Here is a 15,127-nt window from a genome sequence, read left to right on the forward strand (position 1 = left end):
CAGACACTCGAGGCGCGGTTCCCGGCGACGGGAACCGCGCCTCGTGTCATTCCCTCCCCCGGTCCGCTCGGGCGAAGAGCCCGCCGCGGCCCGCGTCCACCCGGGTCCCGAAGTCGCGGCCGAGCCCGTCGAGGGCCTCGCGTAGCCATGCGGTATCGGCGGCCGACGCGCGGCGCAGCCGCATCCGCCGGGACTGCATCGGCACCATCCGAAGCTCGCGCAGATCGTGCGTCCGCGCGTCGAGGGCGACGAGGTACAGCAGCCTGAGGTCGTCGCGGAACCGCTCGTACCCACCGATCCCCTCGTAGTCGTTGATCAGGTCGCCACAGCCGTACAGGATCGGCCTGCCGCGGTAGATCTCGACAGGCCGCGGATGGTGCGAGGAATGACCGTGCACGATGTCGACGCCGCCGTCGACGAGCCGGTGCGCGAACCGGACCTGCGTCGCGGGCACGCCGAAGCCCCAGTTCGATCCCCAGTGAACGGAAGCCACCAGGACGTCGCCTTCGTGGCGTACCCGCAGCATCCGGTTGATCACAGCGTCGGCACCCGCATCCGATACATCCGCGAGCAGCGCCAATCCCGGACGGCCTCCCCTGGCCGCATCCCGGCGGGCGACACCGGACGACTCCGCGCCCATCGACCAGATCAGCACCCGACCCGCGCCGGTCCTCACCGCCGCCGGAGCCCACGCTTGCTGGGCGGTGTGCCCCGCGCCCGCCTGCCGGATGCCCGCGCTGCGAAGCGTCCGCAGTGTCTCCTCGAGACCGCGGATGCCGAAGTCCAGGATGTGGTTGTTCGCCAAGACGCAGACGTCGATGTCGGCGGCGGTGAGGACACCGACGTTCGACGGGTGCATCCGGTAGTTGATCCCCTTGGGCGCGTAGTCATCGGATGTGGTGACGGTGGACTCCAGGTTGATCACCCGGATGTCCGGTTCGGATTCGTCGAGGACCGGCAGCGCCTCGCCCCAGGGCCAGTCCCAGTCGACCGGCGCGGCGATCCTGCCGTTCACGCGCTCGGCCAACGAGACGTACTCGCGCGCGTCGTGAGCACAGCGCTCACGCAGCGCGGGCGAGCCCGGACACGGCAGGATCTGGTCCACACCCCTGCCGGTCATCACGTCCCCGGCGAGGAACAGCACGATGGTCTCGGCCATTCGTCAATCACCCAGTTCCACGGTAGTCACCCCGGACCGCCGTGAGCGGATCTACCGGTCGACCACGGTCATGTCGAAGTGGTACATGCTCGCGCGGTAGACGTGGCTGCCGAACTCGACGACCCGGCCCTCGTCGTCGAATGCGGTCCGGTTCATCGTCAACAACGGCGCGCGGGGTTTCTCCTCGAGAAGGGCCGCCTCCTCCCTGTCCGCGGCCTTGGCTCCGATCCGCTGACGTGCGAGGCGGATGTGCACCCCACTGGTGCGCAGCGACTGGTACAGCCCGTGCGTCTCCAGCTCCTGGGGCCCCGGCGCGAGAGCGGCGGGCAGATGATTGGTCATCAGGGCCAGCGGCTCGCCATTGCTCAGCCGAAGCCGGCGGATCGTGGTGACCTCCTCGTCGCGCGAGAGGTTGAGTTCCCGCGCGAGCTCCTCGGTCGGGGCGCCGACCCGGTACTCGAGCAGCGTCGTGGTCGGATTCTGGCCGGCCCGCGCGAGGTCGTCGAAGAGACTGGTCAGCTCGACCGGCCGGTGCACCGGCCCCTGCACCACCTGGGTGCCGACTCCGCGCTTGCGCACCAGCAGTCCCTTGTCCACCAGTTCGGCGATCGCGCGCCTGGCGGTGGGCCGGGACAGATTCAGCCGCTTCGCGAGGTCCAGCTCGTTCTCGAATCGGTCGCCCGGCCCCAGATCACCGCCCAGGATCGCACCCTCGATCGCCTGTGCCAGCTGGAAGTACAGCGGCACCGGACTCGACCGGTCGAGCTCAACGGCAAGCGGTGCAGCCACTCTCGGCTCCGATCATCGACGGCGACCGCGCCCGCGCGGCCACCGAAAAGGCAGGCTGAGGCGAAGATTAACACCAGTTGACCGAAAGTTAGAATGTTAGGACAAACGGTTGACATTCCCCCGCGACGTGGCGCAGAGTTTGCATCAGAGATCAGTCTCCATCAACTTCGGGAGTCCCTCTTGGCAAACACGGCTAATCGGATGATCGACGTTCTCGCCATCGGGCGCTGCGGCGTCGATCTCTACCCGATGCAGACCGGTGTCGGCCTGGAGGACGTCAGCGTCTTCGGCAGGTTCCTCGGCGGCAGCGCCGCGAACGTGGCCGTCGCGGCGGCACGCCTGGGCCTGCGCAGCGCCCTGATCTCCGGAGTCGGCGAGGATCCGTTCGGCATCTTCGTGCGCACGGAACTCGCCCGCCTCGGCGTCGACAACAGATACGTCCGGATCGACGGCGAATACCCGACACCGATCACCTTCTGCGAGATCTTCCCGCCCGACCGGTTTCCGCTGTACTTCTACCGCCGCCCCAGCGCGCCGGATCTGCAGCTGCGGGCCGAGGAGATCGACACCGCCGCCGTGCGGTCGGCGGCGCTGTACTGGTCGACGCTGACCGGCCTGTCCGAGCAGCCGAGCCACGACGCACATTTCGCCGCGTGGCGGGCACGTGGGCGCGCCCGGCACACCGTGCTCGACCTGGACTACCGGCCGGTGTTCTGGGACTCCCCCGCCGCGGCCGCCTCCGCCGCGCAACGGGCACTGCACCAGGTCAGCGTGGCGGTGGGCAATATCGAGGAGTGCGAGGTGGCGGTCGGCGAGCGAGATCCGCACCGGGCGGCCGACGCGCTGCTCGATTTGGGAGTCGAACTCGCGGTCGTCAAGCAGGGACCCGCGGGGGTGCTCGCGCGGACCCGGGACGAATCGGTGACCGTGCCGCCCGTCGCCGTCGAGGTGGTGAACGGGCTCGGTGCGGGCGACGGCTTCGGCGGCAGCCTCTGCCGCGGGCTGCTCGCCGGCTGGCCGCTCGAGAAGACGCTGCGCCACGCCAATGCGGCGGGTGCCCTCGTCGCCTCGCGCCTGGAATGCTCCACCGCGATGCCGACGGCGGAGGAGATCGCGGGGCTCGTGGAACAGTCCGCCGTGGGGGCCGTCGATGCCTGACGAGAACCACCTACCCGCGGGCACCGCGGGCGACGGCCCGTTCACCCTGGCCATCACCCCGCGCTCGGCGGGCTGGCACGCGTCGAGCCTGTGGGTTCTCGAGCTGCCACCCGGCGGGCACCTAGAGCGCGAATCGGGCGACGACGAGGTCATCGTGTTGCCGCTCGCGGGGTCCGCATCGGTGGAGTGCGGCGGCCGCGAGATAGCCCTCGCGGGTCGACGATCGGTGTTCGACGGCCCGAGCGATTTCGGCTACGTCGGGCGCGGACACGCGTTCACCGTCGCCAGCCGGGGCGGCGGACGCTTCGCCCTGTGCGGCGCGCGGGCGGAAACAGAGTTCCCGTTCCGCCACGTCGGGGCCGCGCAGGTCCCGGTCGAACTGCGCGGTGCCGGACAGTGCAGTCGTCAGGTACACAACTTCGCGATGACCGACACCTTCGCCGCCGATTCGATCCTCGCCTGCGAGGTCATCACCCCCGCGGGAAACTGGTCGTCGTACCCGAGCCACAAGCACGACGAGGACACCGAGCACGAGTCCGCCCTCGAGGAGATCTACTACTTCGAGATCGGTGAGGCCGGCACGCGGTCGGTGGATCTCGACCGGCGTGGGTTCGGATTCCACCGGGTGTACGGCACCCCGGACCGGCCGATCGACCTGCTGGCCGAGGTACGCACCGGGGACGCGGTGCTGGTGCCGCACGGGTACCACGGGCCGTCGGTGGCCGCGCCCGGCTACGACATGTACTACCTGAACGTGATGTCGGGGACGGGCGCGGGGCGGTCCTGGCGGATCGTCGACGATCCCGACCACGCCTGGATCAGACAGACCTGGCGGGACCAGGACATCGACCCCCGACTGCCCCTGCCCCGGACCACAGGAGCCTGAACGTGGCACAGCGACCGGAAGTACCGAACACCGAAGCGACGGTGCGGCTTTCCGTCGCGCAGGCCGCCGTGCGATTCCTGGCGAACCAGTTCACCGAGCGCGACGGCGACCGCGTCCGGCTGATCGCGGGCTTTCTCGGGATCTTCGGTCACGGCAACGTCGCCGGCCTCGGCCAGGCGCTGCTGGAGACCGAACTCGAGGACCCGAGCCTGATGCCGTACGTGCTCGGGCGCAACGAGCAGGCGATGGTGCACACCGCCGCCGCGTACGCGCGGGCGCGCGGTCGGCTGCAGACCTGGGCGGTGACCACGAGCGTCGGACCGGGTGCGACGAACATGATCACCGGCGCCGCGCTCGCCACCATCAACCACCTGCCGGTGCTGCTGCTGCCCGCCGACACCTTCGCCAGCCGGGTCGGCGCCCCGGTCCTGCAGGAGCTGGAGCTGCCCTCGAGCGGCGACGTCACGGTGAACGACGCGTTCCGCCCGGTGTCGAGGTACTTCGACCGGGTGTGGCGGCCCGAGCAGCTGCCCGCGGCCCTGCTCGGCGCGATGCGGGTGCTCACCGATCCGGTCGAGACCGGCGCCGTGACGTTGGCGATCCCCCAGGACGTGCAGACCCAGGCGTACGACTGGCCCGAATCACTGTTCGCGGAGCGGGTCTGGCATGTGGGGCGCCCGCTGCCCCAGCGCTCCGCGCTCGACCGCGCCACCGAGGCGATCCGCTCGGGACGCAGACCGCTCATCGTCGCGGGCGGCGGCGTCCTCTACTCGGACGCATCCGAGTCGCTGGCCCGGTTCGCCGAGATCACCGGGATCCCGGTGGCGGTGACCCAGTCCGGCAAGGGTGCGCTGGACTCCGCGCACCCGCAGTCCGTCGGCGCGGTGGGTGCCACCGGGACCACCGCCGCGAACGCCCTCGCGGCCGCGGCCGACGTGGTGATCGGGATCGGCACCCGGTACACCGACTTCACCACCGCCTCCCGGTCCGCGTTCGCCGACCCGGGAGTGCGGTTCGTCAACATCAATGTCGCCTCGGTGGACGCCGCCAAGCAATCCGCCATCAGCGTGATCGCTGATGCGAGGGAGGCACTCGACGCCCTCGCCACCGAACTGCACGACCACCGGGTGTCGACGGAATACCGGACTCGGGCAACCGATCTGGTGACGGCCTGGGACGCCACCGTCGACGCCGCGCACCGATCGGCGGGCGAGGGACTCACCCAGACCGCCGTGATCGGGCTGGTGAACACGCTCTCGGACCCGACGGACGTGGTGGTGTGCGCGGCGGGATCGCTCCCGGGCGACCTGCACAAGCTGTGGCGGGTGCGCGACCGCGCCGGCTATCACGTGGAGTACGGCTACTCCTGCATGGGCTACGAGATCGCGGGCGGGCTGGGTGTCGCGATGGCCTGTCCCGGACGGGACGTGTTCGTGATGGTCGGTGACGGTTCGTACCTGATGATGGCCACCGAACTGGTCACGGCCGTCCAGGAGGGGATCAAGGTGATCGTCGTGCTGGTCGACAACCACGGTTTCGCCTCGATCGGATCGCTGTCGGAATCTGTTGGCGCGCAGCGCTTCGGCACCCGCTACCGGTACCGGTCGCCGGACGGGCGACTCGACGGCGGCCCGCTGCCCGTCGACCTCGCCGCGAATGCCGCCAGTCTCGGCGTCGACGTCATCTCGGCCCGCACCGCAAGCGAGTTCACCGACGCCGTCAAGACCGCCAAGGCGAGCGCGCGCAGCACGGTGCTGTACGTCGAGACGGACCCGATGGCCTCCGCCCCGGACAGCGGCTCCTGGTGGGATGTACCGGTTTCCGAGGTCTCGACCCTGCCGTCCACCCGCCGGGCCCGCGATGAGTACGAGTTCCGCAAGCGGGCACAACGGCACTGTCTACGCCCGTCCGACAACCGAGGGCCCCACAGCGAGCAATCTGGAGAGGAGTCACGATGAGCGTGATCCGGGTCGGATCGGCCCCCGATTCCTGGGGTGTGTGGTTCGGTACGGACCCGCGACAGGTGCCGTATGGCCGGTTCCTCGACGAGGTGTCCGCGGCCGGCTACCGGTGGATCGAACTGGGCCCCTTCGGATATCTGCCCACCGACCCACAGCGGCTCCTGGACGAGCTCGGTGCGCGGAATCTGCGGCTGTCCGCCGGTACCGTCTTCGAGCGCCTGCACCAGCCGGGTTCCTGGGATGCGGTGTGGGATGTGGTCGCCCGGGTTTCCGCGTTGACGGCCGCGGCGGGCGGCACGCAGGTGGTGGTGATCCCCGAGATGTGGCGCGATCCCGCGACCGGGGTCGTCCGCGAGGACAGCCATCTCACCCCGGAGCTGTGGCGCGCCAAGACGTCCGGGGTCGACCGTCTCGGACAGGCGATGTTCGAGGAGTTCGGGGTGGCGCTGCGCTATCACCCGCACGCCGACAGCCACGTCGGCAGGCAGGACGAGGTGGTCCGGCTTCTCGAGGACACCGATCCACGCTTCGTGAACCTGTGTCTGGACACCGGCCACATCAGCTACTGCGGGGGCGACAACCTCGCCATCATCGGCGAGTACCCGGACCGCATCGGCTACCTGCATCTCAAGCAGGTGGACCCGGCCATCGTCGCCAAGGCGGACGAGCAGGGCCTGACGTTCGGCGAGGCCGTCACACTCGGGGTGATGGTCGAACCGCCGCGCGGTGTCCCCGAACTGCCCCCGCTGCTCGCCGCGGTGGAGAAGCTGGAGGTGGACGTGTTCGCCATCGTCGAGCAGGACCTGTACCCGTGCGCGGGGGACGTGCCGCTGCCGATCGCCGCGCGCACCCAGAAGTACCTGTCGGGATGCGGAGTCCCGGCTCTCCGGTTCGACTGATCACAAGGAGCACACCATGTCTGATACTCAGGACCTGCGGGTGGCCGTGCTGGGCGTCGGCGTCATGGGGGCCGATCACGTGGACCGGATCAACAGGCGGATCAGCGGCGCACGGGTCACGGTGATCAGCGACGCCTCACCGGAACGGGCCGCGCAGGTCGGAGCGACGGCGCGGGACGCCCAACTGGTGGCCGATCCGTTCGAGGCGATCGCCGTGGAGGACGTCGACGCGGTCCTGCTCGCCACGCCGAGTGCAGTGCATGCCGAGCAGGTCCTCGCCTGCCTGCACGCGGGCAAGCCGGTGCTCTGCGAGAAGCCGTTGGCCACCGATGCCGAGGGTGCACTCGAAATCGTCAGGCGGGAAGCGGAACTCGGCCGGCGGCTCGTGCAGGTCGGGTTCATGCGCCGCTTCGACCACGAGCACGAGCGCCTCAAGTCGCTGATCGACACGGGCGATCTCGGCCAGCCGCTGATGATGCATTGCGCACACCGAAACCCGGCGGTGTCACCACGGTGCGACAGTGCCGCGGTGATCACGAACTCGGTGGTCCACGAGATCGACGCGACGCGGTTCCTGCTGGGCGAGGAGATCATGGCGATCACCGTGCTGCGTCCGACCCCGAGTTCCCACGCCGCCGAAGGACTTCAGGATCCGCAGCTGGTGATACTCGAGACCGAGACCGGCCGCATGGTGGACATCGAGGTCTTCGTCAACGCGGGAGTCGGGTACGAGGTACGGACCGAGGTCGTCGGCGAGCGCGGTAGCGCCATGATCGGACTCGACGTCGGGCTCGTGCGACGGACCGAGCCCGGCAGCTGGGGTGGTCAGATCACGCCCGGCTTCCGCGAACGTTTCGGGCAGGCCTACGACAGCGAGGTCCAGCGCTGGGTGGACGCCATCCATGCGGGCGGTCGATCCGGGGACTGTGTCGACGGCCCGGGATCGTGGGACGGGTACGCAGCCGCGGCGGTGTGCGCGGCAGGGATCCGGTCGCTGGAGACCTGGGACCGGATCGAGGTGGACATGGTGCCGCGCTCGATCATCGGCAGGTCCGGGTCAGCGGGGGCGGCGCCCGATCAGCCCGAGTAGCCGGTCCTGGAGCGGGGCGTCGTCGGGCACCGGCACCTCCGGTCCGTACACCTCGATGCCGGGGCCGAACGCGCCCGGCGTCCGATACTTCTGCATCAGCTCCGGCGGGGTCGCGGATACCGTCGCCCATAGCCGGGCGACATCGTCTGGATCCATCGTTTCGTCCTGGCCGGTCGCGCGGGCGAGGTCCCATCCGTGCAGCACCAGATCGTCGCTGAGGACCTCGTCGATCTGCTGCTCGACCGACATCCACCCGGCCGGGGAATCGCACTCTGTCGCGGCCAGGTCCGGAGAGTCGAGCACCTGCTGGACATCGGCGCGGGCGGCCCTGAACGCGGCCAGCGGATCGTCGCCGGCCGAGGGCGCCGGACTGAGATTGCGTTGGACCGGACGCAGCACGGCGGCGTGCATGACGACGATGTGCGCCACCACGTCGCGAGCGGTCCAGGCCTCACACGGGGACTGATCGGACCACTGCCCCGGTCGAACGGCAGCGATCTTTCGTTCGAACGCCTCGGCGCGACGGCGGTAGCGATCGGAGATCGGGTTCACGGTCGGGATTCCTTCCTGCTGGGCTGGCTTCTGGGGATCGACGCAGCGTCAGCCTCGTCTCGCACTGATCTGCAGGCGGACATAGTCGATGACCGGATCGGGCAGCCGTTCGGCGACGGAGTGCACGAACGGCCGACGCTCCTTGTCGGGCAGGTCTCGGAGCTGTGCGGCGAGCAGCACAGTGGCGATGAACGCTTCCAGCTGCTCTCCGCGCTGCAGCCTCGCCGGGTCCGCGACCAGGCGAACGTCGATGTCGGTGAATCCTGCATCCTCCAGGCGGCCGGCCGTTTCGGCGATATCGGCGAAGTTCCAGAGCTCGCTACCGTCGGCGCCGCTCACGGCTCGCAAAGCGGCGCGGAAAGTCGCGAGGTTGCCTGCGCCACCCGCCTCGGCCACGAACCGACCTCCTGGCCGCAGGGCCGCCGCCACACTGCGAAATACCTCGGAATGGTCAGGCAGCCAATGCAATGTTGCCACGCTCAAGACCGCGTCTGCCGATCGCGGCAGGGTGACCGGTTGGCGAAAATCCGCCTGGAGGACGGTGATCCGGTGCAGCTGCGAGGCCAGCCGCTTGCGCAGCTCGCTCAGCATCTGTTCAGAGCCGTCAAGGGCGATCACGTGGCCGTGCGGGAGCAATCCGAGGAGCAGTTCTGCGTCACGTCCCGTCCCGCAGCCGAGATCGAGCACGGTTTCGTCGCCGGCCAACGCCAACCGCGCGATCGCGGCTGCACCCCACCGCCGATGCGGCAACGGCAGCGAGTCATACGTTCGGGCGTCCCACTCCAGCAACTCCACAACGACCCCCTTCGCTTGCCCACACCCCACCAGAATAGTTCCCATTATTCAAGATGATTGTTTCATATATTGAGATAGCCAACGAGGCCTGCGTCCAGACCGCAGCGAATCCTCGCCCATTCCTGCCCATTGTTTACGCCGAACCCCAAGCGTAGTATCGAATGTATGTTCGAGTCCGGTGGTGGGGTCCAGGTCGGCGAGGTGAGGGCCGGCGCCGAGGCGGCGGCCGCGTCGCTGCTGGCCGATGTCGCCGCCCTCGACGAGGTCGGTCGGTCGTGGCGCATCGAGAATCGGTGTGCGGCGCGGAAGGTGTTGGCGGCGGGCCGGTTCTGGGAGTCGTGGATCGAACGCGACATCCGGTTGGGGTCGGGCGACATCGTCGACTGCGGCAACAATGCGATCGCCGAACTCGCGGTGCGGATGGGCTGCTCGAAGACCGTCGCCGAGTCGTTTGCGTCGCTGGGGATGGACCTGCGGCTGCGACTTCCCCTGGCCCGCGCGGCGTTCGAGGCGGGTGAGCTGGACCTGCCGCGGGTGCGGGCGATCAGCCGCGAGACGACGGGACTGAAGCCGGAGACGGTGGCCGCGTTGGAGCCGGGGATCGTGGCGGCCGCACGGCACCTGACGCCCGGTCCGCTGGCCGGGGAAATCGGCCGACTAGTGGCCGAGTTCTCGGCGGAGGAGGCGGCCGCCCAGCGAAACACCGCGCAGGAGTTGGGGCGACGGATCGTCAAACGCGCTCGCGGCACTACCTCCACCATCGAGGTGACCGTCTCCCCCGAGGAGGCCGAACAGGTGATGCAGCTGGTCGCCGAGTTCGCCGCCACCGTCTGCCCGCACGACAAGCGCGGCAAGCAATGCCGGCTGGTCGATGCCGTGCTGGCGATCATGCACGGCGAGCCCTACCTGCAGTGCAGCTGCGGACGCGAGGACTGCACCCAGGCCGGACGAACCGCGCTGCCCGGGCGTCGGGCGCCGCTGACCCAGATCACCATCGACGTCGCAACCCTGCTCGGGTTGCTGTCCGAGCCCGCATACCTGCATGGCCACGGCCCGATCGACCCCGAACTGGCACGCACGCTGGCCGCGGACGGAACCTGGCAGGCACTGCTCACCGAGGCCCTGAACCTCGCCGAGGAACTCGGCCTGATCCACCACGACGACAGCACCGACACCGACACCGACATCGACATCGACATCGACATCGACATCGACATCGAGGATGGCGATCGCGCGGCTGCGCGAACCGTCAATGACAGTGGGCCGGAGCCGGAAGCGGCGACGGACCCCTCCGAAGAACCAGAAGCCGACGCGGAGGCGGCGGCGGAGCCGGAGGCGGAGGCGGAGGCGAATAGGCCTGCCCACACCGAGGCGGACTCACCCGAGCCGGGCGAGTCACTCCCGCTACCGCCGCGGTTCTGCCTGCGCTCGTTCCTCTCCCGCGGCAGCCGCCGAAAGGCCGGATACGTCCCCGACTTCGGGACACTCGCTCCACCGCGACCGTGCACAACCACACCACCGGCCCCGACCAGCGTCGGCACCATCACCGAGGCGATCCTCGCCGCCATCGATGCCGACCCGACCCTGGCGCGACCGGAGCACCCCGACGGGCACGGCGGACTCGCCACCCCACCCGACGGCGCCCTCACCTACCGCCCCGACGCCACCACCACCGCACTCGTCCGCGCCCGCGACGGACACTGCCGATTCCCCGGCTGCACCCGCCCCGCCGCCCAATGCCAGACCGATCACATCATCGAATACTGGGCCTACAACCCGGCCGCCGGCGGCTGGACCATCGAATCCAACCTGCAATGCCTCTGCCAGTTCCACCACCAACTCAAAACGTAGGATAGGGATTAGACACTATCTAAGTTCTGAGGCAGGCACCCGATGAAGACAGGCATCTACGTGCGGATCTCCTCCGATCCCACCGGCAAAGGTCTCGGGGTGCAGCGCCAGGAAGCTGACTGCCGTGACCTCGCGGACCAGCTCGGGTGGACGGTGGTCGAGGTGTACACGGACAACGACCTCAGCGCCTTCTCGGGCAAGGCCAGACCGGGCTACGAGCGTCTCCTCGCGGATCTCGGGTCTGGGCGCATCGAGGCCGTCATCGCCTGGCACACCGACCGGCTGTACCGGCGCATGGCAGACCTCGCCCCGTTCATCGAGGTGGTCCGGGCGGCGCGCGCTCAGGTCCGAACCGTCAAGGCCGGTGAGCTTGATCTGTCCACCGCGTCCGGCGTCATGACAGCGGAGATCCTCGGCAGCGTCGCTCAGCACGAGGTGGCCCACGCGCAGGAACGCATGGTCGCCGCACACCAGCAGAAGGCGCACTCCGGGCGCTGGACAGGGACCATGAGGGCGTTCGGATACACCCAGGACGGCAGCGCTGTCATCGAGGTCGAGGCGCAGGCGATACGGGATGCAGCCCGGGACGTGCTCGCTGGTGTGTCCTCCGCAGCCATAGCCCGACGCTGGAACGCTGCTGGCCTCACCACCACCCAGGGCAGGCCGTGGGACTTCCGGCGTATCGCGCAGATCCTCGGCAACCCGACCTATGCCGCGCTCGCCACCTACAAAGGTGTCGTGGTCGGCCCCGGCAACTGGGAACCGATCCTCGACGGGGCCACCCATGAAGCGCTGGTCGGGCTTCTCGACTCCAGGCGTACACCAGGACGGCCTAGGCGCTGGCAGGGTTCAGGAACCTATCTGTGCGGCCGTTGCGGGTCGGTGGTGCGGACGTACACGGTGAAAGGTGTCTCGTTCTACCAGTGCCGCGCGCATCAGCACCTCGCGCGCAAACTCACCGACGTTGACGGGTACGTGGACACGCTGGTGATGGGCAGGCTCGGCGCACCCGACGCGCACCTGGTGATCGAGCGCCACGACATAGACCTACCGGCGCTGCAAGGCAAACGGGACGGACTACAGCTGCGGCTAGACCAGCTCGCGGAGATGTTTAGGTCCGGTGAGATCGAGGCATCACAGCTCCGCGTCGGCACAACGGGCCTGCGCGCGGACATTGCTTTGGTGGACGCGGAGCTGGCTGCCGCTGCCACCCGCGACCCCCTGTCGGAGCTGGTCCTGTCGGAAGGTGACATTCGCGAACGCTGGAGCGGGATGGAGGTGGCGGAGCGGGCCGCGGTCATCCGTGTGTTGATGACGGTGACGATCCAGCCCTGCCCCCGTGGTAGGCGCGGGTTCGATCCGCGGTACATCGAGATCGACTGGAAGCGCTGACCCCCCATCACGCACAGATCTGGAGCAGGATTCCAACCGCCGTCATAGCGACGCCGAACAGCGCCACTGACAGGTCTTTCCACGCATTGGTGTCGAGTTCGCCCTTGAATTCATCGACCAACCCCCTGGCGGAGGCCTCGACCTCGTGCCCTGCCGCCTCGACCTCCGCGCGAATGCTTTCACGAACGGCATCCAGCTCCTGGCGTAGCGCCGCCTCCCTCTCACCGATGATCTCTAGCATCCCTTCGACGGTTTCCGCTCTCTCGTCGGATTTGACGAGTACCGTCGCACTTTCCCTGATCGTGACTCTGTCGAACCCCTGCACGATTCGTGTAGTGGGTTCTTTCTTCACCAGACGATCGAGCCAATCCTTGACGAAGTTCCTGAACCGGTCGAACCTCGACCAAGCCCTCCACCAGGCGTACAACAGACCGAGGAGGGTGATGCCGGTCCCGATCAGCTCGACCCACTGCCCCCACATCTCCATCAATCAAATGTAGGCCCGAGAGCAACGCTCTGGAGCCGCAACACCGCGCCTTTTGGGGGCTACCGCCGTGCCCCGCCGTTGCGCTCGAACGAATAGAGGGATCTGGTTCTGTGGATAATGGATCGCCTCTTGCGCGGCCACCTTCGGAAGGTCTTGTAGCGGTCGGCGTACCCGAACACCTTCGATTGATATGGAAACAAGGTCAGTAGCGATTCGTCGTACTTCCAGGCGAGGTATCCGTGCCCTTCGATTCGTGCTGGCAGTTCCGGCCCTTCGGGCAGTGGTTTCCCTCTCTCCTGCAAATTCTCGTAGTCACTCACGATGCCGTTCTCGGTCATGATGAGTCCCACGTTCCCGATGGTTACGGCCTCAGCGCCTTGGTTGATGACGAGCAGTCGGCAAGTGTCCTCGATGGTGCCTTGTCCGTCCTCCCCTGCCCGTATCGTCACTCCTTTACGCAACTCGACACCGATACGTGGCCAGCGGACCCATGTGAGAGCAAAGTTCCATACGAGTGCCACGACGGACAGCACAAAACCCGCTATTGCCAGACTCATGCACCGAAGCGTAGGGCCGAGCGCGATGCGCTTGGAGTCGCAACACACCGCCCTCCGACAGCGATATACCAGTAGGTCGGGATCTTCCGATTTCATGGGAGGTGAGTGAGATGGGTTCTTTCGGGATCGACTTCGGGCTGGCGTTTGAGCTGTTCGTCAAGTGGCTGAAGGTGACGTTCGGCATCGACTTCGGTATCAGTTAGTCAGACCTGCGCCCGGACACCCCTTGCGCCCTGGCACACACGTTCATCAACAGAATGAACTACGGCGGCTTTCATGTGGGGCCGGTGGCGCTCGACCCTGCGCAGCTGGAGTGCAGGTGTGACGCGAGCCGGGGAGGCTCCTCTTGCAGTTCGCACGCTCGCGCAGCTGCCCAGCCAGCAGGTAGGCGGCGGCGCGGTCGCAGTCGATCAGTAGCCGCTCGTTAGTGCCTGTGGATGGGCCGCCCAAGGCCCCCTGGAGCTAAACGTGAGAAGGTCCTCATGTTTAATGTTTAACTGAATCACTTGTCGCCGACCACTCCATGGGAGAGCCCCTTTGTCTGACCTCACCCGCGACGCCGACGGCAACCTCTACACGATCATTGACGGCAAGCGGCGGCTCGTCGCCGAGCTGGTGCTGGAGGCGTTCGTCGGACCGAAGCCTGCGGGGTTTACCGCCATCCATCTCGACGGGGACAAGGCGAACAACAACGTGGCCAACCTCCGGTGGTCACAGGGCGAATGAGGTCCTGGCGAGAGGAGGCATTGCGCGCCCTCAAGAGTAAAATCGCTGCGGTGAGGTCGGGGTCACTTCCAATGGCTGTTCTGCGCGCCAACTACGAGGCGGTCCAGTTCCCCCTGCAGGTGATCGAGGATGTCGGGATGTCCCAGCTCGACGAGGGTGCACCCCTTCGACTGGCCTACGAACGCCTCCTCGTAGACCTCGACCGCGCCGCTGGCCGTCTGCTCGATGACGAGGTCGCCGCCGAACGCGCCTGCGCCCTGCGTGAGCGAACCGCGGCTGTCCGGGTCACCATCGCCCTTCGCCAGCGGCGGGTCAAGCAACAGCGGGAAGCTGAGGGGGTTGCCCGCATGGAGCTCTACCGGCAGCACAGAGAGCACCGGGAGAAGTTTCGCCGGGCACGAGTGGTGAATCTGCCGGAACGACCCTGATTGACCCACCCGACAAGCACTGTTTTGTGAGATCTTCCAAACCCCTGCCCATCCCGTCTTGGTACAAACTCGCAGGTCAGGGCATGAAACAGCCGGGGAGGGAATTCGGTCATACGGCGGGCTGTGACCGGCGCTCGCAGCCAAAAAAGACGGCGAAGGCCGGAATCGTTTGTACCATCAAGATCGGCAATCCGGGTGATGACTTGTGATGTGTCACAACAATGCCCAGCCTCGACCACACCACACAACTGCCAGCCTCACCCGACCCTGTCCGGCGGCGAATGCCCACCGGGTGCATACAACACAGAGCATGAGTGTTGTTGATACACAACGCATTGCTCACCACTCTTCTGAATGGCTATCGGGCATAAAGGGTTTACGCGGTTTGAGTTTGTGC

Annotated in this window: 15 protein-coding genes; 8 read left to right on the top strand and 7 right to left on the bottom strand. The window is 67.7% G+C overall.

Annotation, left to right across the window (positions count from 1 at the left end):
- Positions 1-46 precede the first annotated feature (46 nt).
- Together ACFQS9_RS07030 and ACFQS9_RS07035 are read right to left on the bottom strand one after the other, a co-directional pair.
- Positions 47-1,159 carry a CapA family protein gene (locus tag ACFQS9_RS07030; protein ID WP_378402867.1) on the bottom strand — a complete coding sequence of 371 codons (1,113 nt, stop codon included), beginning with the start codon at positions 1,157-1,159 and terminating at the stop codon, positions 47-49.
- 51 nt (positions 1,160-1,210) lie between these two features.
- Positions 1,211-1,948 (bottom strand): GntR family transcriptional regulator, encoded by a 738-nt coding sequence (locus ACFQS9_RS07035; protein ID WP_378402869.1) that lies wholly within the window; start codon positions 1,946-1,948, stop codon positions 1,211-1,213.
- 201 nt (positions 1,949-2,149) lie between these two features.
- Here ACFQS9_RS07035 and iolC point away from each other — a divergent pair, with 201 nt between their 5' ends.
- Genes iolC through ACFQS9_RS07060 form a run of 5 tightly spaced genes read left to right on the top strand, consistent with a single transcriptional unit; the run spans position 2,150 to position 7,942 of the window.
- Positions 2,150-3,106 carry a 5-dehydro-2-deoxygluconokinase gene (gene iolC / locus ACFQS9_RS07040; RefSeq protein WP_378403205.1) on the top strand — a complete coding sequence of 319 codons (957 nt, stop codon included), beginning with the start codon at positions 2,150-2,152 and terminating at the stop codon, positions 3,104-3,106.
- Positions 3,099-3,992: a 5-deoxy-glucuronate isomerase gene (gene iolB / locus ACFQS9_RS07045; protein ID WP_378402871.1), complete on the top strand. Its 894-nt coding sequence runs from the start codon at positions 3,099-3,101 to the stop codon at positions 3,990-3,992. Before iolC ends, iolB begins: the two co-directional genes overlap by 8 nt.
- A gap of 2 nt (positions 3,993-3,994) precedes the next feature.
- The gene (gene iolD, locus ACFQS9_RS07050) at positions 3,995-5,950 is read left to right on the top strand and encodes a 3D-(3,5/4)-trihydroxycyclohexane-1,2-dione acylhydrolase (decyclizing) (RefSeq protein ID WP_378402873.1); all 1,956 of its coding nucleotides are present in this window, start codon (positions 3,995-3,997) and stop codon (positions 5,948-5,950) included.
- Positions 5,947-6,852, top strand: coding sequence for a sugar phosphate isomerase/epimerase family protein (locus tag ACFQS9_RS07055; protein WP_378402876.1), 906 nt, complete (start codon positions 5,947-5,949; stop codon positions 6,850-6,852). The genes iolD and ACFQS9_RS07055 overlap by 4 nt, the downstream gene beginning before the upstream one ends.
- Positions 6,853-6,868: 16 nt before the next feature.
- Positions 6,869-7,942, top strand: a complete 1,074-nt coding sequence (locus ACFQS9_RS07060) for a Gfo/Idh/MocA family protein (protein WP_378402877.1) — start codon at positions 6,869-6,871, stop codon at positions 7,940-7,942.
- Here the strand turns inward: ACFQS9_RS07060 and ACFQS9_RS07065 are convergent.
- Positions 7,910-8,494 (bottom strand): TIGR03086 family metal-binding protein, encoded by a 585-nt coding sequence (locus tag ACFQS9_RS07065; RefSeq protein WP_378402879.1) that lies wholly within the window; start codon positions 8,492-8,494, stop codon positions 7,910-7,912. The two genes, ACFQS9_RS07060 and ACFQS9_RS07065, sit on opposite strands and share 33 nt — an antisense overlap.
- A gap of 48 nt (positions 8,495-8,542) precedes the next feature.
- Positions 8,543-9,289 carry a class I SAM-dependent methyltransferase gene (locus tag ACFQS9_RS07070; RefSeq protein WP_378402881.1) on the bottom strand — a complete coding sequence of 249 codons (747 nt, stop codon included), beginning with the start codon at positions 9,287-9,289 and terminating at the stop codon, positions 8,543-8,545.
- A gap of 165 nt (positions 9,290-9,454) precedes the next feature.
- On the opposite strand from ACFQS9_RS07070, the gene ACFQS9_RS07075 reads away from it, so the two are divergent.
- On the top strand, positions 9,455-11,140 hold the full coding sequence (locus tag ACFQS9_RS07075; RefSeq protein WP_378402883.1) for an HNH endonuclease signature motif containing protein: 1,686 nt from the start codon (positions 9,455-9,457) through the stop codon (positions 11,138-11,140).
- Between the two features lie 42 nt (positions 11,141-11,182).
- A complete protein-coding gene (locus ACFQS9_RS07080; RefSeq protein WP_378402886.1) occupies positions 11,183-12,532 on the top strand; it encodes a recombinase family protein in 1,350 nt (449 codons plus the stop codon).
- Between the two features lie 7 nt (positions 12,533-12,539).
- Here the strand turns inward: ACFQS9_RS07080 and ACFQS9_RS07085 are convergent, their stop codons facing one another.
- A complete protein-coding gene (locus tag ACFQS9_RS07085; protein ID WP_378402888.1) occupies positions 12,540-13,019 on the bottom strand; it encodes a hypothetical protein in 480 nt (159 codons plus the stop codon).
- A 59-nt stretch (positions 13,020-13,078) separates the two neighbouring features.
- On the bottom strand, positions 13,079-13,576 hold the full coding sequence (locus tag ACFQS9_RS07090) for a hypothetical protein (RefSeq protein WP_378402890.1): 498 nt from the start codon (positions 13,574-13,576) through the stop codon (positions 13,079-13,081).
- 537 nt (positions 13,577-14,113) lie between these two features.
- Here ACFQS9_RS07090 and ACFQS9_RS07095 point away from each other — a divergent pair.
- Positions 14,114-14,302, top strand: a complete 189-nt coding sequence (locus tag ACFQS9_RS07095; RefSeq protein ID WP_378402892.1) for an HNH endonuclease — start codon at positions 14,114-14,116, stop codon at positions 14,300-14,302.
- Positions 14,303-14,364: 62 nt separating this feature from the next.
- Here the strand turns inward: ACFQS9_RS07095 and ACFQS9_RS07100 are convergent, their stop codons facing one another.
- The gene (locus tag ACFQS9_RS07100; protein WP_378402894.1) at positions 14,365-14,679 is read right to left on the bottom strand and encodes a hypothetical protein; all 315 of its coding nucleotides are present in this window, start codon (positions 14,677-14,679) and stop codon (positions 14,365-14,367) included.
- Positions 14,680-15,127 lie beyond the last annotated feature (448 nt).

This window comes from Rhodococcus daqingensis, from assembly GCF_042665615.1.
GTDB classification, from domain to species: Bacteria; Actinomycetota; Actinomycetes; order Mycobacteriales; family Mycobacteriaceae; genus Rhodococcus_G; species Rhodococcus_G daqingensis.

What these genes read in the sequence shown, in the direction of transcription:
- ACFQS9_RS07030 (WP_378402867.1), bottom strand. Translation starts at nt 1,159, where the DNA reads ATGGCCGAGACCATCGTGCTGTTCCTCGCCGGGGACGTGATGACCGGC.
- iolC (WP_378403205.1), top strand. Translation starts at nt 2,150, where the DNA reads ATGATCGACGTTCTCGCCATCGGGCGCTGCGGCGTCGATCTCTACCCG.
- iolB (WP_378402871.1), top strand. Translation starts at nt 3,099, where the DNA reads ATGCCTGACGAGAACCACCTACCCGCGGGCACCGCGGGCGACGGCCCG.
- ACFQS9_RS07055 (WP_378402876.1), top strand. Translation starts at nt 5,947, where the DNA reads ATGAGCGTGATCCGGGTCGGATCGGCCCCCGATTCCTGGGGTGTGTGG.
- ACFQS9_RS07060 (WP_378402877.1), top strand. Translation starts at nt 6,869, where the DNA reads ATGTCTGATACTCAGGACCTGCGGGTGGCCGTGCTGGGCGTCGGCGTC.
- ACFQS9_RS07075 (WP_378402883.1), top strand. Translation starts at nt 9,455, where the DNA reads ATGTTCGAGTCCGGTGGTGGGGTCCAGGTCGGCGAGGTGAGGGCCGGC.
- ACFQS9_RS07080 (WP_378402886.1), top strand. Translation starts at nt 11,183, where the DNA reads ATGAAGACAGGCATCTACGTGCGGATCTCCTCCGATCCCACCGGCAAA.
- ACFQS9_RS07085 (WP_378402888.1), bottom strand. Translation starts at nt 13,019, where the DNA reads ATGGAGATGTGGGGGCAGTGGGTCGAGCTGATCGGGACCGGCATCACC.
- ACFQS9_RS07090 (WP_378402890.1), bottom strand. Translation starts at nt 13,576, where the DNA reads ATGAGTCTGGCAATAGCGGGTTTTGTGCTGTCCGTCGTGGCACTCGTA.